Here is a 24962-nt window from a genome sequence, read left to right as displayed (position 1 = left end):
TCGCGGGGGCGGTGTCCGTCGGTGTCATACGGTGTCGGGGTCGAGGTCCGCCCCGAGGAGTGCCTGTCCGGCGGCCCGCCAGCGGCCGCGGGAGAAGGCGATGTGCTGGCTCGCGACGTTGGCGTCGCGCCAGCAGCGCTGGATGACGTCCCCGGCGAGGGAGGCGGACGCCCCGGCGACACCGAACGCCAGGTTGACCGCGTCCACGGCGCTCCGCATCGCGAACTGAGCGGCGAGCGTGTACTCGGCGCGCAGCGGCAGGGCCACCGGCGCCCCGGACCGTACGGTCTCCCAGGTGTGCTCGGTGGTCTCCAGGAGGTAGTGGCGGGCGGCGCGCAGGGCGGCCTCGGCCTCGGCGAGCCGGATCTGGGTGTCCTGGTCCCGGACCAGTGGCTGCGTCTCGCGGGTCTTGACCCGGATCAGCTGCGTCACCTCGTCGAGGGCGCGGCGGGCGACGCCGAGCGGGATGCCGACGAGCAGCGAGCGGACGCCGGTGTAGAACGGCATCCGGTAGAGCGCCCCGTCGGCCGTCGGTGCCTCGGCGAGGGGCAGCAGCGTCCGCTCGTCCGGCACGTGGACGTCCTCCGCGACGACGTCGTGGCTGCCGGAGGCGCGCAGCCCGGCCGCGTCGTTCCACGTCGGGACGATCCGGACGTCCGTGGCCGGGAGCACCGCCCACCGCATGAGCGGGCGGTCCCCGGCGAACCGCGGGGCGCCGTCCGGGCCGGCCACCATGAAGCCCACCACCAGCAGCGACGCGTGCGGTGAGCCGCTGACGAACGACCACCGGCCGGACAGGCGGTATCCCCCGGCCTCCTCGACGCCGCGCCCGGTGGGCGCGAACGAGGAGGCGACGGGGCGGCCGGGGCGATCGCCGAGCAGGTCCTTCGCCACGGTCTGGTCGAGCCAGGCGAAGAACATCGAGCTGTTCCCCGTCATCGTCGCCCACGCGGCCGAGCCGTCCGCGTACGCGAGGGTCTCGGCGGTGCGGACGAGCGTCAGGGGGTCCGCTTCCCGTCCGCCGAGGCCGCGGGGCAGACCGAGGCGGAACATCCCCTCGGATTCGAGGAGGTCGACCGTGTCGGCGGGCAGGGTCGCCGAAGCGGGCGAGAGCGCCGCACGCGGGTGAAGCCAGTCCGCGACCGCGGCCGCTCTGCCAAGTACGTCGACGCCGGGTACGTCGGTGCTGGGTACGTCTGCGCCGGATGCGTCGGCAATGGTTATGTCGGCGTCGGATATGTCGGCGCCAGACACCCTGCTTCCTGATTGCGCTTTCTCGTTCCGGGCTGCCGTTTCGTTCACTGCCATGGCTTTCGTGTCTCTCTGTTCCTCGGTGGTGTTCTGCGGGGCTCCACCGCGGTGCCTCCGGGGATTCCGGGGTGTCCGCGGGAGGGCCGATAGCATGGCCATGGTGGGCGCGTGAACTGTCCGTTTTCCAGGCCGATCGGTGCCCATTGACTGTCCATTTTTCTGCCGGTGACGGGGTGAGCGGAGGAAAGGGCTTGAGAACGCTGAGGGACCGACTGGACTCCGCGCGGCGGCGGGCCTTCGTCGGACGGCAGGACGAACGGGATGTCTTCGCCGCCGCCCTGAGCGCGGCGGACGGATCTCCCGGTGTGTTCTACGTCCACGGGATCGGCGGGGTCGGGAAATCCGCGCTGCTGCGGCAGTTCTCGGACGACGCGCGGGCGGCGGGGCGCCCGGTCACCGAGATCGACGGTCGCCGGCTGGACGTCTCGCCCTCGGCCTTCCTCGCCGCGGCGGGGCCGCTCGCGGACGGCGCGGTGCTGGTGGTCGACACCTTCGAGTACTGCCAGGACCTGGAGACCTGGCTGCGTGAGGTCTTCCTGCCCGGCCTCCCGCACGACTGCCTCGTCCTCGTCGCCAGTCGCCATTCCCCCGACCCCGCGTGGACGTCCGACATCGCGTGGTCCGACACGCTGCGCGTCATGCCGCTGGGAAATCTCCGCCCCGGCGAATGCGCGGCGCTCATGGAGCGGAAAGGGGTTCCCGAGCGTCTGCGGTCGGCCCTGGTCGGATTCTCGGACGGTCATCCGCTCGCCCTGAGCCTGGCCGCCGAGGTGGCCGCGCGGGACGACGCCGGTCATCCCACGTGGGAGCCCGGCCAGGACGTGGTGTCCGTCCTGCTCCCCCGCCTCGTCGGTGAGGTGCCGAGCCCGCGGCACCGCAGCGCGCTGGCCGTGTGCGCCCTGGCCGAGTTCACCACGGAGGATCTGCTGCGCGCCGTCCTCCCGGCGGACGAGGCGGCCGATCTCTTCGCCTGGCTGACCGGCCTGCCGTTCACCGAGTTCAGCAGCGGCGGCGTCTTCCCGCACGATGTCGTCCGCAACGCCCTGGAAGCCGACCTGCGATGGCGTGATCAGGAGTCGTACGCGGCTCTTCACCAGGCGGTTCGGAACCATCTGACGGCGCGCGTGCGGGCCGAGGCGGGGGCGCGGGCCACCCACGGTCTTCTCTTCCTCCTGCGGCGCAGTCCCGTCATGGCGCAGTTCTTCCACTGGCACCAGCCGGACGACCTCTTCGGGGACCGGTACCGGGAGACCGACCGCCGGCGCGTGCTGGATCTGGCCGAGAAGGCGGAGGGCCCGCAGCTGGCCGCGATCGTGGCCCACTGGCTGGACCGCGCCCCGGAGTCCTTCGAGGTGTGCCGCCGGGCCTCCACCGGCCGGCCGGTCGGATTCTCCGCCTGGCTGAAACTGACCGCGCCCAGCGCGTCGGACCGCGCGGCGGACCCCGTGGTGGACGCCGCCTGGGCGCACGTGGAGGAGTACGGGCCGCTGCGGCCCGGGGAACACCTGGGTGTGTCGCGCTTCGTCATCGACCCGGAGCATTACGAGGAACGCTCGCCCGTCATGGACCTCATGCTGTTCCGTAATGCCCGCGCCTGGGTGGCCGGGGGCGGACTGGCCTGGTCGTTCTGTGTCACGGCGCACAGCGAGCTGTGGGAGGAGGGATTCGCCGGGCTCCAGCATTTCCCGCTTCCGCGCCTTCCGCGCGTGGGTGCGACCGATTTCGGGCTGTTCGCCCGCGACTGGCGCCGTGCGCCCCTGGAACCCTGGCTCGACCAACTGGCGGCGCAAGCGCTTTCCGACGGTTCTGCGGCCGTTCCGACGGAACGTCCCGAGGAATTCCTCGTGCTCTCCCGTACGGAATTCACCTCGGCGGTGCGCTCCGCCCTGCGTCTGCTGCACAGTGATTCCCTCGCCGACAGCGTGCTCCTGCGGACGCAGTTGTTCGGCTCGCTCGCGCCGGGTGAACGAGGGGACGAACTGCGCGCGCTGCTCCTGCGCGTGATCCGGGCCATGGCGTCGGACCCGGCCCTGTCGAAACCGCACCGGGTCCTCGACGCGACCTTCCTGCACGCCGCCCCCACCCAGGAGGCCGCCGCGCGGACCCTGGGGCTGCCGTTCACGACGTACCGTCGCCATCTGACGCGCGGTATCGATCACGTGAGCGAGCAGCTGTGGCGGTACGAGACGGGGGCGGACGCACGGGACGCGCCCGCGCGGACGTGACCTCCCGCCCCGCCGGGGCCGGGCCGCGGCAGCCGGGCGCGCCCGTCCCGGCTCACTCGCGCCAGAGCCAGGTGGTCCGCTCGTAGAGGGGCTGGAAGCCGGTGCGCAGCATGTTGTGGAGCGACGAGTTGTGTTCGCCGGGTCCTTCCGCGCCGGTCTCGGCGACGAGCCAGCGGCAGCCCGCGCTGCGGGCCGCCGCCACCCGGGCGGCGAGCAGGGCGGACTGGGCGCCGCGCCCCCGGCCTTCGGGGAGGGTCGCGCCGCCGAACATGTCCGCGCACACCCCGTTGACGAAGACGCTGCCGACGGCGATGATCCGCGCGCCGTCGCGGACGGCGAACTGCCGCCAGTCCGGTCGGCCCACGCACGCCGCGGCCATGTCGATCAGGCCGGGCCCGGTGAGGCCGAACGTCGTCATCATGACCGTCGCCCACTCCTCCGCCTCGTCGGGTCCGACGGGGCCGACGCGGAGGCCGGGGTCGAGCGGCCTGGTCCCGTCGGCCGCGGGGGCGGCGGCCTCGATGTCGAGCCCCAGCTTCACCAGCCGGTTGCCCTCGGTGAGGTTCAGCTTCTCGGCGGTGGCGGCCCAGTCCGGCGGCAGCATCGACGGCGCGATCATGAACGAGCCCTGGGGGACGCCCTGTTCACGGTAGAAGTCGCAGACGCGGGCCACGGTGTCCGGGGTGATCGGCTCGTCGGGCCGGAATCCGCCGACGCGGTTGAAGAACCGGCTCGGGTCCGCGCGGATCACCAGCGCCAGCGCCGGGCCGACCCGCAGGGTGGCGATGCCCAGCGCCTCCCGCAGGTGCGTCGGCGAGCCCGCCGCGAAGTCGGTGTAGGCCCTGATCTCGGTCTGTTCGGCCAGGCCGAACGGCACGGTGGTGGTCATCCCTGGGTCCCCGTCTCATGATCGGTGTCCCGGCGGCCGGAGAGGCGGCCCGAAAGGTCGCTGGGTCGGTCGGTCACGCGGTCCGCCACGCGGTCGGTCGTGTCGCAGGTCGCGTCGTCGGTCCTGTGGTCGTGTCCCCGGTCGCGGACGAAGGCCAGCACGGCGGCCGTGAACTCGTCCGGTTGCTCAAGGTGGCCGAAGTGGCCGCTGTCCGGCAGTTCGACCAGCCGTGCGTCCGGGATTCCGGCGTGCAGGGCGCGGGCGAAGCGGGGCGGGCAGATGAAGTCGTGGGCGCCGACGATCACGAGGGCCGGTACGTCGATCGCGCCCAGGCGGTCCCGTACGTCCCAGGGGGCGGGGAGCCGGTTCGGGTCGTGGGTGACCCGCAGGGCGAGGGAGCCGCCCCGCAGCGCGGCCGTCCTGCGGTGGTCGGCGAAGTAGGCGGGCAGGATGCCGCTCAGATAGCGCAGCGCCGACGCGTCGTCGGTGACGGCCAGGGTGCGGGTCACGTTGACCGCGTCCCACATCCGGCCCGCCGCGGCGGCTTCCGGGCGGTCCGGCCAGCGCGCGACGAACGCGGCCATCTCCTTGGTCGCGGCCTCCCGCTGGTCGGGGCCGTTGGTGGGGGCGGTGTCGTAGAGGATCAGTCCGTCGAGCCGGTCGGGGAGGTCGAGGGCGAACTGGAGCGCCACGAAGCCGCCGTGCGAGTGGCCGAGGAGGTACGCGCGCGGCGCGCCGAGGTCGTCGAGGACGGCGGCGGCGTGGCGGGCGTAGCGGGACGGGGAGTAGTCGCCGTCGGGCAGCCGGTCGCTGTCGCCCGCGCCCACCGGGTCCAGGTGCACCAGGGTCAGCCCGTGTTCCAGGCCGGGCATCCGCAGGTACTCCGGGTGCACGCCCGGCCCGCCGGAGTGCACCAGGCAGAGGGGGCCCCGGCCCGCGATCCGGTAGACCTGGCGTACGCCGTCGACGAGGACGGTGCGGGTCTCACCCGGCGGGCCGCCGTGCCCCGGCGGGCCCTCGGAGCTGTGGTTCTGTCGCTTCATACCCACACGATGGGATGACCCCGGAGAAAGTTCGCACGACCGCCCGACTTTCTTCCGGCGACCGCGCACCGTCGACAGATGCGCACTCTCAGTGACGGCGCGGGTGGTACAGCCGCAGTCTGCTGACGCGTCCCTGGTCCAGGAAGTGGACCCACACGACGCCCGGCGGGCAGTGGTACGGGTCCTCCGGGGGGCTGAGGAGGGCCGCCTCCCAGATGACCACCTCGCGGCCGGCCACCACGTTGAGCAGCCGGTGGCGCACGCCGTCGGAGAGGTCGTGGTCGAAGGCGACGGGCAGGTAGTCGACGCCGGTGCGCTTGCCGGTGGGCCAGGTCACGGCCGCCTCGGGCGACCACCACTCGGCGAGCGCCGAGGCGATCCGGCCGCGGTGCGCGGAGGCGATCGTCTCCTCGGCGAGCGCGCGGTGCCGCGCGCTGTGGGCGGAGACGTCGTCGTGGGCCAGTTCGGCCGAGGCGAGCAGCGCGGCGCCGAGCTTGGTGCGCGCCTGGTGGAGCCTGCCGCGCACGGTGCTGACCGGCGTCGCGCACAGCGCCGCGATGTCCTCGTAGGAGGTGACGTCGGTGAAGTAGCGCAGCATCGTCACCAGCCGCAGCCCCGCGGGGAGGTCCTCCAGCGCGCTCCACACCCAGTCGCGCAGCGCGTGCCGTTCGATGATCTCCGCCGGGTCGGGCGGCCCCTCGCCGGGTCGCGCCGTCACCGCGCGCCCGGGTTCGGCCAGGGTGAGCGCGGACGTCCGGCGCAGCCGGGCGCGGCACTCGTTGCGTACGACCATCCGCAGCCAGGGGCCGACGGCGTCGGGGTCCCGTACGTCGCCGAGGCGGCGCAGCGCGATGAGCGCGGCGTCCTGGACGGCGTCCTCGGCCTCCTGGCTGTGGCCCAGCAGGGCGAGCGCGACGGCGTACATGCCCGCGCGGTGTCTGCTGAGCAGGAGGCCCAGCGAACCGGCGTCGCCCGCGCGCGCGGCGCGCACCAGCTCGGCGTCCTGCGGTGCCGCGGGCGTCAGAAGATCGGCCATACCGTGACAATAACCCTTCCGGGTGACGGCGCCCCGGCTCCCTCCGTCCCCTCGCCCCCCCCCGCCCCCTCTGCCCCCTCGGTGCTCCACCGTGCCAGCCGAAAGTTGAACTAGCAACCACTCGATGTATCCATTACTGTTACGACAGTTCTTTTTTTCGCCCTCGACGTAAGCGGAACGGTTACGACGGGGGACTCTCTCTGGAGGCGTCGCATGTCCGATCTCTTCTCCCCCGTCACCGTCGGGAAGTGGGAACTGCGCAACCGGGTGGTGATGGCCCCGATGACGCGCAGCCGGGCCCGCCGGGACGGTGTCCCCGGTCCGCACGCGGCCACCTACTACGCCCAGCGCGCGTCGGCGGGGCTGATCGTCACCGAGGGGACGCAGCCCAGCGCCGTCGGGCAGGGCTACTTCGACACCCCCGGCCTGCACACCGCCGAGCACGTGGCGGGCTGGCGGGAGATCGCCGACGCCGTGCACGCGCAGGGCGGGCTGATCGTCACCCAGCTGATGCACGTGGGCCGCGTGGCCCACCCCGACAACAAGAACGGCCTGGAGAGCGTCGCCCCGAGCGCCGTCCGCGCGCCGGGCGAGATCTTCACCCGCGGGGGCATGAAGGAGTTCACCCTCCCGCGCGCCCTGGAGGAGTCCGAACTCGCCTCCGTCATCGGGGAGTTCGTCGCCAGCGCGCGGGCCGCCCGCGAGGCGGGGCTGGACGGTGTCGAGCTGCACGCCGCCAACGGCTATCTCCTGCACCAGTTCCTCGGCCGGACCAGCAACCTGCGCACCGACGGCTACGGCGGCAGCCCCGCGGCCCGCGCCCGGTTCGTGGTCGAGGTGACGCGGGCGGTGGCGGAGGCCATCGGCGCCGAGCGGGTCGGCATCCGCATCTCGCCGAGCCACGACATCCTGGGCGTCGTCGAGGACGATCCGGCCGACACCCTCGCCACGTACGGGGCGCTGATCGACGGCATCGCACCGCTCGGCCTGGCCTATCTGCACGTCCTCGCCGACCCGGCGAGCGATCTCGTACGGGAGTTGCGCGTCCGGTTCGGGGGTCCGCTCCTCGCCAACGACGGGTTCGGCTCGGTCACCACCGACCGGTCCGCCGCGGCCCTGCTCACCGAGGGTCTCGCCGACGCCGTCGCCGTCGGACGGCCCTTCCTCGCCAACCCGGACCTCGTACGGCGCTGGCGCGAGGGGCTCCCCCTCACCGCGGACCGCCCCGACCTGTACTACGGCGGCGACGCGACCGGCTACACCGACTTCCCCACCGCCGACGCCTGACCGGCCGCCCCCGCGCGGGCGTCGGCCCGCGCCGCGCCCCGCCGGTGCAGGGAGCGCCACTGCGGTACGTCGACCTCGGCGCGGACCGTCTTGCCCGGCGGCGGCTCCCGGTCCACGACCTCCCAGCGGGCCGCCACCGCGTCCACGAGCGTCAGGCCCCGGCCCCGCTCGTCCAGCGGCAGCGGCGGGCGTACGGTGTCGGGGCCGAGGGGGCGGCAGCCGGTCCGGGTGTCCGTCACCTCGATCCGTACGCTGCCCGGGATCAGCGCCACTTTCAGCTCGAAGTCCCGTCCCGCCACCCGGCCGTGGGTCACGGCGTTCGCCGCCAGTTCCCCGACGATCAGGGCGACGGCCTCCGAGACGTGCGTGCCGTGCGGAATCCCCCAGACGTCGAGCTGGGCGACCGCGAGGTGCCGGGCCAGGCGGGCGCCGCGTGGGGTGGAGCTGAAACGCTGGCTGAACACACGTACGGTGAACAGCGGTTGCGAGGTGGGGTCTGCTGTCATGGCACCCATCCGACCCGGTTCCACCAGGGGTTCGCCAGGGTGACGCCACGTACGCTGGCGCAGCGTACGCGGCTACGGGCTGGACAGTACCGGTGACGCGCCGTGACCATAGGGCGCGGGAGGTGACCATGGTGGTCAGCGGTGAACCGGAGCCGTCCGACAGTCTGCGTACGTTCGGCGCGGTTGTCCAGGCGTTACGGGAGTTCCATGGACTGAGCAGGGAGGAGTTCGCCCGGCGGGTCGGCTACTCCAAACACACCGTCGCATCAGTGGAGTTGGGCCGACGCAAGCCGGACATCGACCTCGTCGAGGAGGCCGAGAAGGTCCTGGGCAACACGGGTGCGCTGCGCGCGTCGGCACCGTATCTGATGCGGCGGCCCGGCCTGGCGGCCTGGTTCCGCGAGTGGGCCAAGCTGGAGGAGCAGGCGATCGCGCTGTACACGTACGAGTGTCGGCTGATTCCGGGGCTGTTGCAGCCGGAGCCGTACGCGCGAGCGTTGTTCCGCAATCACCTGCCGCCCATGGCCGGTGACCAGGTTGAAGCCAATTGGGTCGAACGGACCAAGCGGCAGAGGTTGCTGGCCGAGCGCCCCAATACGGCTTTCGGCTTCATTCTGGAGGAGCACCTGTTTCGGCGCGGACTGGGCGGAAGGGACGTCAGTCTGGAGTTGATCGACCATGTGCTACGGATCGGCGAGCTGTGGAACGTCGAGGTCCAGATCATGCCGGTCGAGCAGGACGAACACTCGGGACTTCACGGCCCGATGCGTCTGCTGGAGACCCCCGAGAACAAGCACTACGCCTACTGCGAAGGGCAGGAAAGCGGCCATCTCGTCGCCGACCGACAAGTGGTGAGCACCCTTCAGATGCGATATGCCAGGATGCGCTCACAGGCTCTCCCTCCCAAAGACTCGCGGAGCCTGTTGCAGCGGATGCGAGGAGATTTATGAGCACCACCGACCTCACCTGGTTCAAGAGCACCTACAGCAGCAGCTCCGGCGACGACTGCGTGGAGATCGCCCTCTCCTGGCACAAGTCGACGTACAGCAGCAGCAGTTCCGGTGACTGCGTCGAGGTTGCCCAGTGCCCCGACCAGATCCACGTCCGCGACTCCAAGGACAAGCGCGGCGCCCAGCTCGCTCTCTCTCCCGCCGCCTGGGCGGAGTTCGTCGTCCACGCGGCGCGCTGACGTACCCGGACGGGGGCCGCCCGCTGGGACGGGCGGCCCCCTCCTCACCTCGGTGTCACTTCTTTCCCGGGCACTCCTTCCACGCCATGTGGTAGACGGTGCTGAGGTCGCCGTCGGTGGAGTCCATCGTCATGAAGCTGACCTTGCCGGGGGACGCCGTCCCGGCCGTCACCCGCAGCTCCGTGTTGATGTTGAAGTTGCGCTGCACCCCGCACGGCGCCCACACCATCTGCGCCCAGTCCGTGGTGTCCGTGGCCTGCCAGTTGTCGTCGTAGGCGCCGTTGATCGGGTGGTTGCGGTACACCGTGCTGGACGAGCCCTGGAAGTAGTACGAGGCTCGCTGCACGGCGCTCGCGCCGCGCTGGAGGCTCGCGTAGCCCCGGTAGTCCGCGCTGGCGATGGCGTAGGTGAAGCCCTGCGGGACGTGGACGACGAGGTTGAGCTGGCAGTTCTTGCGGAACGCCGTCGGGTTGGAACCGCCGCCCGCCTGCGCGAGGTAGTCGCTGTAGGTGACCGTGAACGCGGTGTTGTCCTCGGAGACGGCGATCGCGGCGGTGCCCTGGGGGCAGCCGGAGCCGTTGACCGTGGCGATGTCGATGACGATCCTGTCCGGCGGCGGGTCGGCGATGCCGCCGGACGGGTTGTGCGCGGGAAGAACGGCGGTGAGAAGAGCGGCGGCGGCGCCGCTCAGAAGGAGCCCACCTGGCATGGTCTCTCCCTGGGTCGGGGGGTGGCTGGACCCGCCTCCGCCACACCGTCGATCTCATCAACTCTGTGAAGAATCAACGGAGTTGATGTGGAGCCGCTGTGAAGAAGCGGGGCGCTCGCATCGTAGGAACGCGGAACCGGGTCGCCCACCCCGAACTCCGGCCATTCACCCGGTCCTGTTCACACCCCGTCGGTCCGCAAGCGGCGGGCCACCCGTCCCGTCGGCTACGGGTTCTCCCACGCCGCCGGTTCCGCCGCCAGGAGGCGGACCGGCTCGGGGAGGGCGTCCGCCGCGATGTCGGCGATCGTGACGCCCTCCAGGATGCGGCGGACGTTCGCGCGCAGGGCGATCCACAGCGGCAGCAGCGGCTGGGCCGTACCGGTGTAGGTGAGGCCGGTCGGGCGTTCGCCGCGCACCGACACGATCGGGCCGTCGACCGCGCGGATCACGTCCGCGACCGTGATCGCGGCCGGATCGCGGGCGAGGCGGTAGCCGCCGCCCCCGCCCCGCCTGCTGTCGACGATCCCGCCGCGCCGGAGGTCGCCGAGGATGCCCTCCAGGAACTTGTGCGGGATGGCCTGGGCGGCGGCGACCGTCTCCGCCTTCACCGGGTCGCCGCTCTGCCGTACGGCCAGTTCCAGTACCGCCCGTACCGCGTAGTCAGCCCGTGCCGAGATCCTCATACGGCCATTGTCGCGCCCGAATCCTTACAGCTCATCTCAGCGCGTGACGCGGACACGCCCGGCCGCGTAGCCTCGGAGCGGCTGCCTCGCGGCAGCGGGAAACGTCGGAAAACGCGGCGCGCAGCGGCGTGAAGCGGCTGGGCGCAGCCAGAGGGGGACCGGATGGGCATCGCGGGCGGTCGCCGGATCGCTGTCCGGATCGGCTCGGCGCTACGGCGCCGCCCCGGGCCGGGAGCGGCCATGCGCGGCCTGGCCGGGGACCTGGCCACCGCGCTGCGGGAGCGGCCCACCGCGCCCGCCGGGGTGAGGGAGGTGGCGCGTGCGCTGTGCGAGACGATGGGGGCCCTGCACGGCGGACGGCCCGTGGAACTGCGGTTCGAGCGGTTCCCCGACGGGTTCGACGTCACCGGACTGTGCGTCGAGTTCGAGGACTTCGACCTCGTCATCGTGGAGGAGCGGGCCGAAGCCGTGCAGCAACTCGTGATTCTCGGCCACGAGTTGTGGCACCTGCACGCCGGTCACACCTCCCACCACGCCGCCGGTACGGCAGCCGCCCGCGCGCTCGCCGGGCAGCCGGGCTGGCGTGAGGTCGCCCTCGCGGTGGCCGCCCGCAACGGGTCGCGGGCCCGCGAGGAAGCGGAGGCCGACGACTTCGGGCACCGGCTCGCCGCCACGTTCCGGCCCCTGCTGAGCGGACCGCCGCCCGCGGCTGCGGCCGAGGACACCTCCGTCGCGCTCGACGCGCTGCGGCGGACGCTGGGCTACCGGGGACCCGGGGGTGCGGACCACCGATGACCGTCCCCCTCGTCCCGGCGGCGCCCGCCGAGGCCGCCGTCCGGCTCGCCTTCTCACCGACCGAGTTCATCGACGGCCTCTACCCCACGTTCTGGTGGATACCCGCCGGCATCCTCGCCGCCGCGCTCGCCATCAAACTCCCCAGCATCATCCGGCTGTGGACCGACCCGCTGCTGCGCGCCGTGGGCGGACTGCTGCTGCTCGCCTGCGCGGTGTTCGTGTTCGTCGCACCGTCCACGATCGCCTGGGTCAACCGGGCCACCGGCGTGCCGAACATCAGCGCGCCCTGGGTGTACTCGCTGCTCACCGCGTTCTGCGGCTCCTGCCTGCTGCTGATCATCACCTGGCGGGACGGCCTCGCCGACCGCTCCGCCCGCACCCGCACCGCCGTACGGGCCGTCCTCGGCGTCTACGCGGCCGTCATCCTCGCCCTGTGGGTGCTGTTCTACCTCGCCGACATCCCCGAGGAGCGGCTGCGCGACCTCGACACCTACTACGCCAACACGCCCTACGCGCGCGAGATGATCCTGCTGTACCTCCTCGCGCACACCGTGGCGGGACTCGTCACCAACACCCTGATCTGGAACTGGGTGCGGGTGGACGGGCTCGACTCGCTGCTGCGGTGGGGGCTCAAATGCCTCGGGGCCGGGTACGCCCTCCAGTTGATCTTCGATGCCGTCAAGCTGACAGCGGTGGTGGCGCGTTGGACGGGGCAGGACCTGGACTGGCTCAGCACGACCGTGGCACCGCCGCTGGCCTGCCTGTCGGCCATCTTCGTCGCGGTCGGATTCATCCTCCCGCACGCGGGCCAGTACCTGCACGACCGCTGGCGGGTGCGGCTGGCGCTGTACGAACTGCGGCCGCTGTACCTGCTGATGAAGGAGAGCAGCGGGGGCGCGGGCGTGCCGTTCGTCCTGCGCGCGACGCCCGAACTGCGGCTGATCCGGCGCGAGACGTTCATCCGCGACGGGCTGCTGTCGCTGGCGCGGTTCGTGGACGACGAGGTACGGACGCGGGCCGTCGAGGTCGGCGCCGGGCTCGGGTTCGAGGTGGACCGGGCGAAGGCGGTCGCGGCGGCGGTGGCGGTGCTGGACGCGGTGGACGCGCGGGAGGACGGGGCCGAGCGGGACCGGACCGGCGGCGGGGGTGGCGGCGGCGACGCGGACACGAGCGACCTGCTACGGGACATCGGCGCGCTCTCCCGGGCCTTGCGGGACGGGGACGTCGTGCGGAGCGTACGGGAACGGGTGACCGGGCGGCTGGAGGCAGGCGTCGTGGACGTGGGGTGAGGGTGCGGAGCCACCGGGCGCGGGTGGGGAGGGGAGCCGGGCGCGTGCGGTGAGGGGAGCCGGGCGCGTGCGGTGAGGTGCCCGGCGCGGCCCCGGACGCCCTGCCCGGCGCCCGCGTCCTCGCGCTCTCGCGCCGGGACGGGCGGGACAATGGACGTATGCCCTCCGCAGAGCCTCCCGCCGGTCGACCGGGCGCCACGCCCGCCCCGCTCACCCCGCTCGATTTCCAGCTCGTCCTGCTGCGCCGCATGGCCGACCACAACCCGGACCTGGTGGACGAGGCGCGGCGGACGCTGGGGGTGTCGGTCGGTGTGATGCGGGAGGCGAACAAGCGGTGGCAGGCGCGGGCGCGTTCACCGCGCTCGCGGGGCGCCGCCGCGCGCTACCGGTCGGTGCTCGGGGCGCCCGAGACCCGTACCGCCCGCCGGATCGGCGATCTGGACTGCGAGGCCTGGCGCTGGCCGGTGCCGCTCTGGCCCGGCCTCCGCTTCGAGGTACTGCTCGCGCCCGGCGGGGCGGTCTGGAACGAGTGGCTGGTCCGTGCCCCGGACACGGCCCCGCCGCCCCTGCGCACCCTGGAGGACCTGACCCCCTGGTCCTGCACGGTCGACGAGGCCGCCTGCGCCTTCGCCCCCGCCCGCCCCCTCGAAGGCACCGCCCCCACCCGCTGGGGCCTCGCCTTCACCGCCCCCGACGCGCGCGGTGAACGGTGGACGGTGCACGCCGAGTTCACCTGGGGCCTGCTCCAGCGCACCACGGTGACGGGACCGGCGGCCGAGGCCGAAGCCGAGGCTCAGGGGGCGAGCTGACCCCGCTCCCCCACTCGCTCACTCCCCCGCGCCCCCACTCCCTCAGGCCAGCGCCGCGGTCACGCTCGCGACCACCTGCCGTACGGACTCGGGGTGCAGGAACAGGAAGAGGTTCGGTTCGACCAGTTCGAGTTCGAGGACGAGGGGGGCGCCGTCGTCGCCGTCGACCAGGTCGACGCGGGCGTAGAGCAGGCCGGAGGCGTCGGGCACGGCCGCGAGGGCGCGTGCGGCGAGGGCGGTCTCGGCGGCCGTCGGGAGCCACGGCTCCAGGCCGGGGTGCGCGACCTTGTCCGCGTCGAAGGCGGTGCCGGGCGCGAGGACGGCCCGCTTGCGGCTGGCGTGCAGCAGCCGCCCGCCGAAGTACTGGAGCGCCCGCTCCCCCACCGCGTCGATGCTCCGCACGTACGGCTGGACCATCGCCGTCAGCCCCTCCTCCCGCAGCCGCGCGAGATGCCGTACGGCGTCGTCGCGGCCGTCGGGCGTGTAGCGGGCGGCGTAGCGGGCGCCCGCGCCGGAGGTGGGCTTCACGACGTACTCGCCGCGCTCCGGGAGGACGTCCGGCCCGAGCGGGTCGCCGGGGGCGAGATAGCGGGTCGGGACCACGGGCACCCCGGCCGCCGCGAGATCGCCGAGGTAGCGCTTGTCGGTGTTCCAGCGCACCACGGAGGCCGGGTTGGCGAGCCGGGTCACCTTCGCGCAGCGCTCCGCCCACGCGGTGAACTCGGCCGCCCGCCAGCTGTAGTCCCAGGTCGAGCGGATCAGCACCAGGTCGTAGGCGGCCCAGTCGACGCCCGCGTCGTCCCAGACCACCGCCTCCGCCGTCACCCCGGCCTCGTTCAGGGCACGCACCAGCACCGGCAGGTCCCGGTCCTTGTTCGGCTCGGTCCCGGGGTCGTAGGTGGCGAGGGCGACTCGGGGCACGGCGGGACTCCTTCTCGTACGGGACGCGGAGCCGCAGGCTAACCGGCGGGGCCGTCGGTCCGACAATCATTTCGCCGCCCGCCGCCCGCCGTCCCGGCGCGGCCGTCCGGGCAGCGAGGTCAATCTCATACGGCGCCGGGTGGCAGCGCGCCCCCGCTTCGGGGTAGGACCGGCCCGACAGCACCACACAGCGGTTGACGGTGAAGGAGTCACGTCACGTGTCCTCTCTCTTTCCGGCCCTCGCGGGCGACCGGACCGGGCGGTCCGCCCTGCACTTCGGCGAGCGGTCCCTGACCTACGCCGAGCTGGCCCGTGCCGCCCACCGCCTCGGGCAGCGGCTGCCGGGCGGCGGCGCGCGCGTCGCGGTGTGGGCGACGCCCACCCTGGAGACGGCCGTCGCCGTCGTCGCCGCGCTGGAGGCGGGGGTCCCGGTGGTGCCGCTCAACCCGAAGTCGGGCGAGGGCGAGCTGACGCACATCCTCACCGACAGCGCGCCCGCGCTGGTGCTGGCCGGGCCGGGCGTACCGCTGCCCGCCCCGGTGGACGGGCTGCCCCGCGTGGACGTCGACCCCGAGGCCGGACGGGACGGCGGCCCCGACACCGCCGTACCCGCGCCCCCGGCGGCCGGTACCGGCCCCGAGGACGCCGCGCTGGTCGTCTACACCTCCGGCACCACCGGCCCGCCCAAGGGCGCCGTCCTGCCGCGCCGGGCGATCGCCACCACCCTCGACGCCCTCGCCGACGCCTGGCGGTGGACCGCCGACGACGTCCTCACCCACGGCCTGCCCCTGTTCCACGTCCACGGGCTGGTCCTCGGCGTCCTGGGCCCGCTGCGGCACGGCGGCTCCGTGCGCCACCTCGGCCGGTTCTCCACCGACGGCGTCACCCGCGCACTCTCCGACGGCGCGACCATGCTGTTCGGCGTGCCGACGATGTACCACCGCATCGCCCAGGCCCTCCCCGGCGACCCCGCCCTCGCCAAGGCCCTCGGCGGCGCCCGCCTGCTGGTCTCCGGCTCGGCCGCCCTGCCCGTCCACGACCACGAGCGGATCACCGCCGCCACCGGCCGCCGCGTCGTCGAGCGGTACGGCATGACGGAGACCCTCATGAACACCAGCGTCCGCGCGGACGGCGAACCCCGCGCCGGAACGGTCGGCGTCCCCCTGCCGGGCGTGGAACTGCGGCTCGTCGAGGAGGACGGGACACCGCTCACCGCGGACGACGGGGAGAGCGTGGGCGAGATCCAGGTCCGCGGCCCCAACCTGTTCACCGGCTACCTCAACCGGCCCGGCGCGACGGCGGAGGCGTTCACCGCCGACGGCTGGTTCCGCACCGGCGACATGGCGGTGCGCGACCCCGACGGCTACGTCCGGATCGTCGGCCGCAAGGCCACCGACCTGATCAAGAGCGGCGGTTACAAGATCGGCGCCGGGGAGATCGAGAACGCCCTCCTGGAGCACCCCGGCGTGCGCGAGGCGGCCGTCACCGGGGAACCGGACGCCGACCTCGGCGAGCGGATCGTGGCCTGGGTGGTGCCCGCCGACCCCGGATCACCGCCCGCCGAGGCCGAGTTGGCCGACCACGTCGCCGGACGGCTCGCCCCGCACAAGCGGCCCCGCGTGGTCCGCTACCTGGAGGCACTGCCCCGCAACGACATGGGGAAGATCCTGAAGCGGGCGCTGCCGTCATGACGGGCCGTGCCACGGGACGGGAGGGCGGGGGCCCCGCCCGGCCGGGGGCGCGTGCGGTGCTGGACCTCGTCACCGACGCGTACGTCGAACTCCCCCACCCGGCGGGCGGGTCGGCGTCCGCGCCGGTGGACGGCCCCCTGGCCTGGCCCGGTTACGGCGCCTCCCGGGCGCGGGCCGCCGAGCGGACCGGGGAGAGCGAGTCCGTGGTCTGCGCCACCGGCCGGGTCGCGGGCACCGAAGCGGTGCTGATCGCCTTCGAGTTCGGGTTCCTCGGCGGCTCGCTCGGCGAACGGACCGGCGACCGGCTGGAGGCCGCCCACGTCCACGCCCGTGAACACCGGCTGCCGGTCGTGCCGTTGATCGCCACCGGCGGCTCCCGCATGCAGGAGGGCATGCTCGCCCTCACCCAACTCCAGCGCGTGGCCCGCCAGTCGGCCCTCACCCGGGAGGCGGGCCTGCCGCAGATCGCGGTACTGCGCGACCCGACGACCGGCGGCGGCTGGGCCACCCTGGGCGCGGGCGCCGACGTGGTGCTCGCGCTGCCCGGCGCCCAGGTCGGCTTCGCCGGGTCCCGGGTCCGCCCGCCCGACGCCGACCCCGCCGCCTACACCGCCGAGGCGCAGGTCGCGGCCGGTGCGGCGGACACGGTGGTCGCGCCGCAGGCGCTGCGGGAGACGCTGGGCCGGTGGCTGCGGCTGCTGACCCGGCCCTCGGCAGAGCCGGCGCCGGTGCCCCGCCCGCTGGGGGCGACCAGCCCGCCGGACTCCGGCTGGGCCGCCGTACAGCGCGCCCGCGCCCCCGAACGGCCCCGCGCGGCGGCCTACTTGGACGCCTACTTCACCCACCGCGCCGCCCTGTCCGGCGACCGCTGCGGCGGCACCGACCCGGACGGCATGCTGTGCGGCTTCGGCACGCACCGAGGCAGCGGCCGTACCGTCGCCTACGCCGCGCAGACCGGGGCGGCGACCCGCCCCGCCGGATACCGCACCGCCACCCGTCTGATCCGGCTCGCGGACCGGCTGGGGGTGCCCGTGCTGACCCTGGTGGACACGCCGGGCGCGGCCAACGACGCGGCGGCGGAACGGCAGGGCGCGGGCGCGGCGATCGCGGAACTGTTCGGCGCGCTGGCGACGGCCCGTACGCCCGTCACCACGCTGCTCATCGGGGAGGGCGGGTCGGGCGGCGCGCTGGCGCTGGCCGCGCCGGGCCGCACCTGGGCCACGCCGGACAGCTATTTCTCGGTCATCGCGCCGGAGTCGGCCGCCGCCATCCTCAAACTGCCCCCGGACCAGGTCGAGACGACCGCCGACCGCCTGCGCGTCCGGCCGCGGGACCTGGTGGAGCTGGGGGTGATCCGGCCCGATCCGGCGTGACGGACGGCGGGTTTCGGCCACCTTCGGGGCACTTCGGGCCGCGCCCGAGAGCGGCGGACGGGTCACCTCCCGTACCGTCCGTGACACCGGCGGTGCGCAGCGCCGCAGTCCGACGAGCGCGACGGGGGTGTCGTGGCAGGAGGGGCCGGAGTGACACGCGTGGTGGAGTTCAGGACCGACGGCGGTGCCGTGGTGTCGGTCGAGGCGGCGGAGGAACAGCGGCCGGGCTCCCGGCTGGTGGCGCGCGGGGACGGCACCGTCCAGGCGGCCCGCACCTTCGAGGGCGCCCTCGACGGGGTGCGGGCGGCGGCCGAGTCCGCGCTGCGCGTCTTCCGCGACGGGGCGCTGCGGCCCGACGGCGTGGAGATCGAGTTCGGGGTGAAGCTGGCCGCCGAGACCGGCGCGATCATCGCCAAGGGCACGGCCGAGGGACATCTCGTGGTCCGGCTGAGCTGGTCCCCGCAGAGCGCGGGCCCGGCGGGGGCGGAGGCGCCGGAGGCGGAGGCGGCAGCAGCGGGAACGGCGGCCGCGACGGCCCCCCGACCTGCCACGGCGGCACGGGAACCCGCCGCAGCGGCACGGGAACCCGCCACGGACCCGGCCGCCGTGCCGCGCCCCGCACCGGGACCGGAACCCTCCGGCGTCTCATGAGGAGCGCCGAGTGGCACGCCCGCGTCGAGTGCGGGGGCGAGGTGGTCGGGGCGGGCTTCCTGGTCACCCCGGACACCGTCCTGACCTGCGCCCACGTCGTCCACGACGGGCCGCCGGGGGCGCCGCTGGCGGTGACGTTCACCGAGCGGCCCGGTTCGCCGCCCGTCCCGGCCCGGCTGGTCGCCGACGGCGGCTGGCACGGCAGCGCCACCGGCCTCGGTGACCTCGCCGTCCTGCGGCTCGACCGGGCGATGCCGATCGAGCCCGCCGCGCTGGCGCCCGCGCGCAGCGCCCACGGCGGCCACACCCCGCGCAAGCTCCTCGCCTACGGCTTCCCCGTCGGCTTCGACGAGGGCACCCTCGCCGAGTACCGGGTCACGGCACCGCAGTTGATCAGCGGCGAGTGGATGCAGCTGGAGGCCTGGCAGACCGACGGGCAGCCGCTCGCCCCCGGGTTCAGCGGCGCGGCCGTCACCCTGGTGGAGACCGGCGAGGTGGTCGGCATGGTCACCGCCGCCGCCGCGACGGCGGAGGTGCGCAACGGCCGGATGATGCCCACCGAGGTCATGGCCCGGCACTGGCCCGCCCTCGCCGGGCTCGTCCCCACCGCCGACCACCGCACCGCCGACCGCGCCCGGCTGCGCGACCTGGTCGAACGGGCGGACCGGGACGGGGTGCGCTGCGATCCCGTACGGCTCTACCGGGCGGCGGCCGGGCCGCTGGACCCCGAGCCGCCCGAGGAGGGCTTCGCGTCGCTGCGCTCGGCGGCCCTGTTCGTGCTGTGCGAGATCGACGGCGGGGACGCGGCGGCCACCGTCGCCCGCTTCACCGCCCGCGTCGAGGCCCTGTTCCACCGCCCCGCCCCGGCACCGGCCGCCGCCCCGTCCGCGCCCGCCTGGTCGCCGATCCTCGTCGACCTGCGGCACAGCGGCGCGGGCGACGGGCGGATGCTGGTGGAGGTGTCCGCGTACAGCGGCGGGCGCCGTCACCCGGTCGGCTCGGACACCGTGGCGAGCGAGCGGGTCCCGGCGTACGTGCAGGACCGCATCGAGGCCGCGTTCGGTCATCTGACCCCCGGCAGCGACGAGTTGATCGCGTTCGCGCTGCCCCGCGACTGGATCGACCGGCCCGTGGACCGCTGGGCGAGCGCACCCGACGACGACGTGCCGCTCGGCTGCGTCTACCCGGTCGTCGTCACCGACCAGGCGCGCCGCCGCGCGGGCGCCCGGCACCAGCTGACCCGCGCCTGGAACCGGCTCGACGGCACGCCCGGCATCCCGCTGCACCGCGTGGAGTGCGGCACGCCCGACGAACCCCGGCGGCTGCGCATAAGGCTGCGGCAGAGCGGCGCCTGCCTCGCCGGGTTCGGCACGGCCCCGGCCGCCCCGCGCACCCGCGAGCACTTCGACACCACGCTCACCGCGCCCGCCCCCGTGGTGGTCTGGTCGCGGGGCGGCTGCGGCGGCGAGGACGGCACCGGCACGGGCGGCACCGGCACGGGCGGCGCCGGGAGCGGCGAACCGTGCGCGGGGGACGCGGGGTGCGCGGGCAAGACGTTCCTGGACGAGCTGGACGCCTGCGTCTCGGGCGTACCGCCCGCCGAACTGCCCCGCACGTTCCTCGCGTTGCGGGAGGAGGCCGACGCGGAGGACGGCCACTGGGCGCACGGCATCCAGCTCCTGTGGGACGACCCGCGCCTGTTCACCGACCCGCACACCGAGACCGCGCCCCACCTGCGGACCCCCGTGTCCTGACCGGCCCCCCGCCGCACCCGCGCCCCCGCCCGCACGCCCGCCTCGTACGGAGAGAACCCCCATGCCCACCTGGTCCGTCTACACCGGCGGCAACGACCCGCACGACGGCATCGACGACCTGCCCGGCCCGCCGCCCTGGCGCGCCTTCGACGGCGGACCCGTGCTCCCGCCGCCCCCGGCCACCGAGGACGACACCTCCGTCTCGCCCGACCGGCTGCACCGCGCCCGCTCCTACGTCGCCGGCCCCGACAGCGTGCAACTCGTCAACGCCGCCCTCGTGCTGCGCCGCCCGCTGCTGGTCACCGGCCCGCCCGGCACCGGCAAGTCCTCCCTCGCGTACGCGGTCGCGCGCGAACTGCGGCTCGGCCCGGTGCTGCGCTGGAACATCACCAGCCGCTCGACCCTGGGCGACGGCCTCTACCGGTACGACCCCCTGTCCCGCCTGTACGCGGCCCGCCGCACGGTGTGGCAAACCGCGCCGCAGGACGCGGGGCGGGCGTACGAGGGGGACGGGCGGCGGGCGTACGGGGAGGAGCGGCGGGCGTCCGGGGACGGGCGGCCGGTCGGGGACGGCGGGCGGGCGGTCCGGGACCGCGCGGAGGGCGTCGGCGCCGACGTAGAGGACCATCTGCGGCTCGGCCCCCTCGGCACCGCCCTCCTCCCGCACGCGCGGCCCCGCGTCCTGCTCGTCGACGAGATCGACAAGAGCGACCTCGACCTGCCCAACGACCTGCTGAACGTGCTGGAGGAGGGCCAGTACGAGATCCCCGAACTCCAGCGCGCCGCCGGGCGGTCCGGCGGCGGCGCCGAGGTGCTCGCGGACGGCACGGACGTGCCGGTGCGGGTCGCCGGGGGCCTGGTGCGCTGCCGCGCCTTCCCGTTCGTGGTGCTGACCAGCAACGGCGAGCGGGAGTTCCCGCCCGCCTTCCTGCGCCGCTGCGTCCGGCTCCGGCTGCGCCACCCGGACCGCGAGCAGCTCACCGAGATCGTCCGCGCCCACCTCACCGACACCGCGCCGGGCGCCGCCGAGCACCTCATCGACCGGTTCCTGTCCCGCGCGGCGGGCGGTGAACTCGCCACCGACCAACTGCTCAACGCCCTCTACCTGACGGGCGTGGCCGGGCTGGACGCCGACTCGCGGGACGCGCTGGCCGACGAGCTGATGCCCTACCTGAGCGCCACGGCGGACGGCGATGGCTTCTGAACGGGCCGTCGGCAGACTCGCCTCCCTCCTCACCCAGACCGCGGGAGGCACCCCGCCGACCCCACGGGAGATCGCCGAACTGCTGTGGTTCGCACAGATTCTGACGGACCACCAGGCTCCCGGGGCCGACGCGGCGGACTGCGACACACCCCACGGCGACACGGCCGACCCCCACCAGGCACCGGAGCCCGTCCCGGCACCGGACACCGTCCCGGCCCCTGACCCCACCCCGGCCCCCGGCACCCCCGCCCGGCCCGCCGCTCCCCCGGCCGCCGACCGCGTCCCCCTCCACCTCCCGGCCGCCCCGCCCCCGTCGGCCGCCGACTCCGCCCCGGCGCCCTCGGCGGCGACGCCCGCCACCGGCACCGCCGCCGCCCCCGGCACGCCCCTCCTCGCCCCCGTCCCCCCGATGCTCCCCCGCCCCCTCGCCCTCCAGCGCGCCCTGCGCCCGCTGAAGCGGACCGTGCCGTCGGCGTGGGAGCGGCGGCTGGACGAGCGGGCCACCGCCGACCGCATCGCCCGCTCCGGCGCGCACCCCGAGTGGTGGCTGCCCGAGCTGCGCCCGGCCCGCGAGCGCTGGCTGCGGCTGCACCTCGTGCACGACACCGGCCCGACCATGCCGGTCTGGCGCCCGCTGGTGCGTGAACTGCACGCCGCGCTGGCCCAGTCGGGCGTCTTCCGCACGGTGACACCGCACCCGGCCGGTCCCGACGGCCGCGTCCGGCACGTGCCCCGCGCGGCGGACGGCCGCTCCGTCGTCCTGGTCGTCAGCGACTGCTCGGGCCCGCAGTGGCATCCGGGCCCGGCGGGCGAACGCTGGTACCGGACGCTGCGGCACTGGGCGGCCCGGATGCCCCTCGCCGTCGTCCAGCCGCTGCCCGAACGGCTGTGGGCGGCCACGGCGCTGCCCGCCGAACCGGGGGTGTTCGCCTCCCCCGCGGCGGGCGCCGCCTCCACCGCGCTCACCTTCACCCCACGCGAACCCGGCGGCCCCGACGACCACTTGGGCTCCGGCGACCCCCGCGCCCCCGCGGGCCCCGACTCGGCCGACCGCCCGTACCCCCACCCCGCAGCGGTGCCCGTGCCGGTCCTGGAGGCGGACGCGCCCTGGCTGGCGCACTGGGCGGCGCTGGTCGCCGGGCCCGGTGGCGCGCGGGTGCCCGGCGCGGCGGCCTGGCTGCCCCCGGTGCCGCCGGAGCGGGGCGCGGCGGCCGACCCGGCGGACCTGACCGCCCGCGACCTGGTGCTGCGGTTCCGGGCCACCGCCTCCCCGGCGGCGTTCCGGCTCGCCGGGCATCTGGCGCTGACGGTGCCCTCGGTGCCGGTGATGCGGCTGGTGCAGCGGGCGGTGGAGCGCGACCCGCGCCCGCAGCACCTCGCCGAGGTGATCCTGAGCGGGCTGCTCACCACCGCCCCCGGCCCGCCGGGCTCGTACGACTTCCGGCCCGGCGTGGCCGGCCTGCTGCTGCGCACCCTGCCCCGCACGGCCCGCGAACGGTCCCGTGAACTCCTCGCGCGGACCGGCGGGTTGATCGACCGCCGGGCGGGCGCGGCGGCGGGCGAGTTCCGCGCCCTGACCACCACCGGCACCGCCCGGCCGACCGCCCCCGACACCCCGGCGGCCCCCGGCGCGCACCCCGCCCCGGACGGCGAACCCCCGTACCCCGGACCGGCGTTCGCCACCGTGCGGCCGGACACCGTACGGCGGCTCGGCGGCGCGGACGGACCGGCGGCGCCCGCGACCGCGCCCGTGGCCGCGCCGACCCTCCGCTTCTCGTCCTTCCCCGACCTCGACGGCCGCCCCGAGGCGCGGATCCTGCTGGAGTACGCCGTGCACGAGGTGCTGGAGCGCGGCGGTCTCACGCCCCAGCAGTACGAGGTGCTGGTGCGCCCCGACGGCTACCGGGTGCGCCTCGCGCCCGACGTGTTCCTGCTGGCGGTGCTGGCGGCGGTGCTCCGCTGGACGCCCGCCCGCCTGTCCGGGCGCGGGGGATCGATCCCGCTGCGGGTGACGTTCACGAGCGGCGGCGGCGAGGCGGAGCCGCCCGCGCCCGCCCGGTCCGCCCGCGTCCAGGTGATCGTGCCGCCCGACCTCTACGAGGCCTTCGCCGACAGCTCCGCCGCCGCCGGACCGCACCGCTTCCACCCGCTGTACGGGGACACCCCCGACGGGCCGCCGCTCGCCTGGCACTGCCCCCTGCACCCCCCGACCGGCCACCGGCCCACCGGCCCGGACGGCACGGGGGGCGCGGGCGGCAGCGACAGCGGCGGGGACGGTGAACGCGACCTGGTCCAGGGGCCGTTCATCACCCGCGACCTGGGCGCGCTGGGCGTCCCGGCGCCGGGCCGTACCGCCGTCGTCCACCTCCGCGCGGACGGCCCGGCAGCCCTGCTCGACCCGGCCCGCCCGCCCGCCGGACCCCGGGCCCGGCCGACGACGTACTACGAGGTGGACCTCACCCCGCGCCGGGACGTACGGCCGATGCTGCTGCCCAGCGCGGGCCGGGAGGGGTTCCGGGCCGTCGCCGACCTGTCCTGGCGGGTCGACGACCCGGTGGCCTTCGTCCGGGCGGAGGTGACGGACGTGGCCGAGCGGCTGCACGCGCACCTGCTGCGGACCGCGTCCGCCCACACCCGGCGGTACCCGTCACGCCGGGTGGTCACGGCGGAGCGGGCGCTCGACGGCTGCTGGGGCCGGTGGCCGGTGCCGGGGCTGACCGTGACCTGCGCGGTCCGGCTGACCCCCGAGTGGGCGCCCGAGCGCCGCCCCGGAGCCCGCCCGGACGGCGCCGCCGGGGCGGACCCGGTGCTGCTCGGGGACGCCGCCGCCGTCCTGCTCGGCTTCGACGGGCCGGTGGCCCGCCTGTTCACCGCCGCGGCGGCCCGGCGGGCGGCGCTGGACCTGCTGGCCCTCGCCGACGGAAACCGGGACGCGCGCGAGGCACCGACCGGGCGGGCGCCCGCCGCGCCGGCGGCGCGCGCGACGCTGACGCATCCGCTGGACGTGCTGCGGATCTACGCCCACGACCGCGTCGCACCGCTGCTGCGCGACCGGCTGGCCGCGCTGGAGCTGACCGCCGCGCCGGACGCGCCGACCACCCACCACGCCGTCGCGCTGATCCGGGAGCTGGCCGGGGCGGGACGGCGGGTGGCGGTGGTGACGGACGTCAGCGAGACGGCCGTACGGCGGCACGTGGCGCCGTACCGGCTGCCGCTCGACGCGGTCCACGGGCGCGGCCCGGACCTCACGCGGCTCACCCCCGATCCCGCCGGGCCGCTGGGCGCGCTCGACGCGCTGGGCGTGGCGGCGGCGGACGCGGTGCTGGTCGGGGCGACCGTCGCGGAGCTGACCGCGGCGCAGCGGGCCGGGCTGCGGTTCGTCGGCCTGGCCCGCAACCCGACGGTCGAGCAGGAACTGCGGGCGGCGGGCTGCGCGGTGACGGTGCGCTCGCTGGCACCGCTGCTGGAGGAGGTCCGCGCCCGCCGGACCTGACACCCCCCGCGCACTTTTATCCGGTCCCTACAAGAGACCGCCCGTTCGGCGGCTCCCCGCCCGGCCCCCTCCAGCGGGCGCCCGGCCCCCCGGCGCCGCACGAT

General features: G+C 75.2%; 21 protein-coding genes. 13 read left to right on the top strand and 8 right to left on the bottom strand.

The window, feature by feature from the left end; all coding sequences use genetic code 11:
- Positions 1 to 24 precede the first annotated feature (24 nt).
- Positions 25 to 1254, bottom strand: a complete 1230-nt coding sequence (locus ACIQPQ_RS02520; protein ID WP_401298702.1) for an acyl-CoA dehydrogenase family protein — start codon at positions 1252 to 1254, stop codon at positions 25 to 27.
- Between the two features lie 248 nt (positions 1255 to 1502).
- On the opposite strand from ACIQPQ_RS02520, the gene ACIQPQ_RS02515 reads away from it, so the two are divergent.
- Complete coding sequence (locus ACIQPQ_RS02515) at positions 1503 to 3536, top strand: AAA family ATPase (RefSeq protein WP_401298699.1); 2034 nt, start codon at positions 1503 to 1505, stop codon at positions 3534 to 3536.
- Positions 3537 to 3588: 52 nt separating this feature from the next.
- Here the strand turns inward: ACIQPQ_RS02515 and ACIQPQ_RS02510 are convergent, their stop codons facing one another.
- The 3 genes from ACIQPQ_RS02510 to ACIQPQ_RS02500 form a co-directional block, all read right to left on the bottom strand.
- Complete coding sequence (locus tag ACIQPQ_RS02510; RefSeq protein WP_401298696.1) at positions 3589 to 4425, bottom strand: N-acetyltransferase; 837 nt, start codon at positions 4423 to 4425, stop codon at positions 3589 to 3591.
- Positions 4422 to 5468, bottom strand: coding sequence for an alpha/beta fold hydrolase (locus tag ACIQPQ_RS02505; RefSeq protein WP_401298694.1), 1047 nt, complete (start codon positions 5466 to 5468; stop codon positions 4422 to 4424). Before ACIQPQ_RS02505 ends, ACIQPQ_RS02510 begins: the two co-directional genes overlap by 4 nt.
- 88 nt (positions 5469 to 5556) lie before the next feature.
- Positions 5557 to 6504: an RNA polymerase sigma factor gene (locus ACIQPQ_RS02500; protein WP_401298691.1), complete on the bottom strand. Its 948-nt coding sequence runs from the start codon at positions 6502 to 6504 to the stop codon at positions 5557 to 5559.
- 213 nt (positions 6505 to 6717) lie between these two features.
- On the opposite strand from ACIQPQ_RS02500, the gene ACIQPQ_RS02495 reads away from it, so the two are divergent.
- Positions 6718 to 7791: an alkene reductase gene (locus ACIQPQ_RS02495; RefSeq protein WP_401298688.1), complete on the top strand. Its 1074-nt coding sequence runs from the start codon at positions 6718 to 6720 to the stop codon at positions 7789 to 7791.
- Here ACIQPQ_RS02495 and ACIQPQ_RS02490 read toward each other — a convergent pair.
- Complete coding sequence (locus ACIQPQ_RS02490) at positions 7761 to 8297, bottom strand: ATP-binding protein (protein ID WP_401298685.1); 537 nt, start codon at positions 8295 to 8297, stop codon at positions 7761 to 7763. The two genes, ACIQPQ_RS02495 and ACIQPQ_RS02490, sit on opposite strands and share 31 nt — an antisense overlap.
- Before the next feature lie 128 nt (positions 8298 to 8425).
- Between ACIQPQ_RS02490 and ACIQPQ_RS02485 the strand changes: the two genes are divergently transcribed.
- Both ACIQPQ_RS02485 and ACIQPQ_RS02480 read left to right on the top strand, forming a co-directional pair.
- The gene (locus ACIQPQ_RS02485) at positions 8426 to 9247 is read left to right on the top strand and encodes a Scr1 family TA system antitoxin-like transcriptional regulator (protein ID WP_401299591.1); all 822 of its coding nucleotides are present in this window, start codon (positions 8426 to 8428) and stop codon (positions 9245 to 9247) included.
- On the top strand, positions 9244 to 9486 hold the full coding sequence (locus ACIQPQ_RS02480) for a DUF397 domain-containing protein (RefSeq protein WP_401298682.1): 243 nt from the start codon (positions 9244 to 9246) through the stop codon (positions 9484 to 9486). Before ACIQPQ_RS02485 ends, ACIQPQ_RS02480 begins: the two co-directional genes overlap by 4 nt.
- 55 nt (positions 9487 to 9541) lie before the next feature.
- On the opposite strand, the gene ACIQPQ_RS02475 is transcribed toward ACIQPQ_RS02480, so the two are convergent.
- On the bottom strand, positions 9542 to 10195 hold the full coding sequence (locus tag ACIQPQ_RS02475) for a DUF4360 domain-containing protein (protein WP_401298679.1): 654 nt from the start codon (positions 10193 to 10195) through the stop codon (positions 9542 to 9544).
- A 224-nt stretch (positions 10196 to 10419) separates the two neighbouring features.
- Positions 10420 to 10878, bottom strand: coding sequence for an RrF2 family transcriptional regulator (locus ACIQPQ_RS02470; RefSeq protein WP_401298676.1), 459 nt, complete (start codon positions 10876 to 10878; stop codon positions 10420 to 10422).
- Between the two features lie 162 nt (positions 10879 to 11040).
- On the opposite strand from ACIQPQ_RS02470, the gene ACIQPQ_RS02465 reads away from it, so the two are divergent.
- The 3 genes from ACIQPQ_RS02465 (at position 11041) to ACIQPQ_RS02455 (ending at position 13771) form a co-directional block, all read left to right on the top strand.
- Positions 11041 to 11673 (top strand): toxin-antitoxin system, toxin component family protein, encoded by a 633-nt coding sequence (locus ACIQPQ_RS02465; protein ID WP_401298673.1) that lies wholly within the window; start codon positions 11041 to 11043, stop codon positions 11671 to 11673.
- Complete coding sequence (locus ACIQPQ_RS02460; RefSeq protein ID WP_401298670.1) at positions 11670 to 12962, top strand: MAB_1171c family putative transporter; 1293 nt, start codon at positions 11670 to 11672, stop codon at positions 12960 to 12962. Before ACIQPQ_RS02465 ends, ACIQPQ_RS02460 begins: the two co-directional genes overlap by 4 nt.
- A gap of 158 nt (positions 12963 to 13120) precedes the next feature.
- Positions 13121 to 13771 carry a hypothetical protein gene (locus ACIQPQ_RS02455; RefSeq protein WP_401298667.1) on the top strand — a complete coding sequence of 217 codons (651 nt, stop codon included), beginning with the start codon at positions 13121 to 13123 and terminating at the stop codon, positions 13769 to 13771.
- A gap of 42 nt (positions 13772 to 13813) precedes the next feature.
- Here the strand turns inward: ACIQPQ_RS02455 and ACIQPQ_RS02450 are convergent, their stop codons facing one another.
- Positions 13814 to 14692, bottom strand: coding sequence for a RimK family alpha-L-glutamate ligase (locus ACIQPQ_RS02450; RefSeq protein ID WP_401298664.1), 879 nt, complete (start codon positions 14690 to 14692; stop codon positions 13814 to 13816).
- A 218-nt stretch (positions 14693 to 14910) separates the two neighbouring features.
- Between ACIQPQ_RS02450 and ACIQPQ_RS02445 the strand changes: the two genes are divergently transcribed.
- From ACIQPQ_RS02445 to ACIQPQ_RS02420, 6 genes are all read left to right on the top strand, one after another.
- A complete protein-coding gene (locus ACIQPQ_RS02445; RefSeq protein ID WP_401298662.1) occupies positions 14911 to 16383 on the top strand; it encodes an acyl-CoA synthetase in 1473 nt (490 codons plus the stop codon).
- Positions 16380 to 17756 carry a carboxyl transferase domain-containing protein gene (locus ACIQPQ_RS02440; RefSeq protein WP_401298659.1) on the top strand — a complete coding sequence of 459 codons (1377 nt, stop codon included), beginning with the start codon at positions 16380 to 16382 and terminating at the stop codon, positions 17754 to 17756. Before ACIQPQ_RS02445 ends, ACIQPQ_RS02440 begins: the two co-directional genes overlap by 4 nt.
- Before the next feature lie 150 nt (positions 17757 to 17906).
- Positions 17907 to 18407: a CU044_2847 family protein gene (locus ACIQPQ_RS02435; protein WP_401298656.1), complete on the top strand. Its 501-nt coding sequence runs from the start codon at positions 17907 to 17909 to the stop codon at positions 18405 to 18407.
- Positions 18404 to 20161, top strand: a complete 1758-nt coding sequence (locus tag ACIQPQ_RS02430) for a trypsin-like peptidase domain-containing protein (RefSeq protein ID WP_401298654.1) — start codon at positions 18404 to 18406, stop codon at positions 20159 to 20161. The genes ACIQPQ_RS02435 and ACIQPQ_RS02430 overlap by 4 nt, the downstream gene beginning before the upstream one ends.
- A 61-nt stretch (positions 20162 to 20222) precedes the next feature.
- A complete protein-coding gene (locus ACIQPQ_RS02425; protein WP_401298651.1) occupies positions 20223 to 21365 on the top strand; it encodes an AAA family ATPase in 1143 nt (380 codons plus the stop codon).
- Complete coding sequence (locus ACIQPQ_RS02420; protein WP_401298648.1) at positions 21355 to 24858, top strand: SAV_2336 N-terminal domain-related protein; 3504 nt, start codon at positions 21355 to 21357, stop codon at positions 24856 to 24858. The genes ACIQPQ_RS02425 and ACIQPQ_RS02420 overlap by 11 nt, the downstream gene beginning before the upstream one ends.
- The last annotated feature ends 104 nt before the right edge of the window (positions 24859 to 24962 follow it).

Source organism: Streptomyces sp. NPDC091281, assembly GCF_044757425.1.
In the GTDB taxonomy this organism is placed as follows: domain Bacteria; phylum Actinomycetota; class Actinomycetes; order Streptomycetales; family Streptomycetaceae; genus Streptomyces.
Note: the sequence above shows the minus strand (reverse complement) of the source record. Positions and strands in the feature narration are given on the sequence as shown.

Coding starts and splice junctions, on each gene's coding strand:
- ACIQPQ_RS02425 (WP_401298651.1), top strand. CDS start 20,223: ATGCCCACCTGGTCCGTCTACACCGGCGGCAACGACCCGCACGACGGC.
- ACIQPQ_RS02495 (WP_401298688.1), top strand. CDS start 6,718: ATGTCCGATCTCTTCTCCCCCGTCACCGTCGGGAAGTGGGAACTGCGC.
- ACIQPQ_RS02510 (WP_401298696.1), bottom strand. CDS start 4,425: ATGACCACCACCGTGCCGTTCGGCCTGGCCGAACAGACCGAGATCAGG.
- ACIQPQ_RS02455 (WP_401298667.1), top strand. CDS start 13,121: ATGCCCTCCGCAGAGCCTCCCGCCGGTCGACCGGGCGCCACGCCCGCC.
- ACIQPQ_RS02485 (WP_401299591.1), top strand. CDS start 8,426: ATGGTGGTCAGCGGTGAACCGGAGCCGTCCGACAGTCTGCGTACGTTC.
- ACIQPQ_RS02500 (WP_401298691.1), bottom strand. CDS start 6,504: ATGGCCGATCTTCTGACGCCCGCGGCACCGCAGGACGCCGAGCTGGTG.
- ACIQPQ_RS02470 (WP_401298676.1), bottom strand. CDS start 10,878: ATGAGGATCTCGGCACGGGCTGACTACGCGGTACGGGCGGTACTGGAA.
- ACIQPQ_RS02420 (WP_401298648.1), top strand. CDS start 21,355: ATGGCTTCTGAACGGGCCGTCGGCAGACTCGCCTCCCTCCTCACCCAG.
- ACIQPQ_RS02465 (WP_401298673.1), top strand. CDS start 11,041: ATGGGCATCGCGGGCGGTCGCCGGATCGCTGTCCGGATCGGCTCGGCG.
- ACIQPQ_RS02440 (WP_401298659.1), top strand. CDS start 16,380: ATGACGGGCCGTGCCACGGGACGGGAGGGCGGGGGCCCCGCCCGGCCG.
- ACIQPQ_RS02475 (WP_401298679.1), bottom strand. CDS start 10,195: ATGCCAGGTGGGCTCCTTCTGAGCGGCGCCGCCGCCGCTCTTCTCACC.
- ACIQPQ_RS02490 (WP_401298685.1), bottom strand. CDS start 8,297: ATGACAGCAGACCCCACCTCGCAACCGCTGTTCACCGTACGTGTGTTC.
- ACIQPQ_RS02460 (WP_401298670.1), top strand. CDS start 11,670: ATGACCGTCCCCCTCGTCCCGGCGGCGCCCGCCGAGGCCGCCGTCCGG.
- ACIQPQ_RS02480 (WP_401298682.1), top strand. CDS start 9,244: ATGAGCACCACCGACCTCACCTGGTTCAAGAGCACCTACAGCAGCAGC.
- ACIQPQ_RS02505 (WP_401298694.1), bottom strand. CDS start 5,468: ATGAAGCGACAGAACCACAGCTCCGAGGGCCCGCCGGGGCACGGCGGC.
- ACIQPQ_RS02430 (WP_401298654.1), top strand. CDS start 18,404: ATGAGGAGCGCCGAGTGGCACGCCCGCGTCGAGTGCGGGGGCGAGGTG.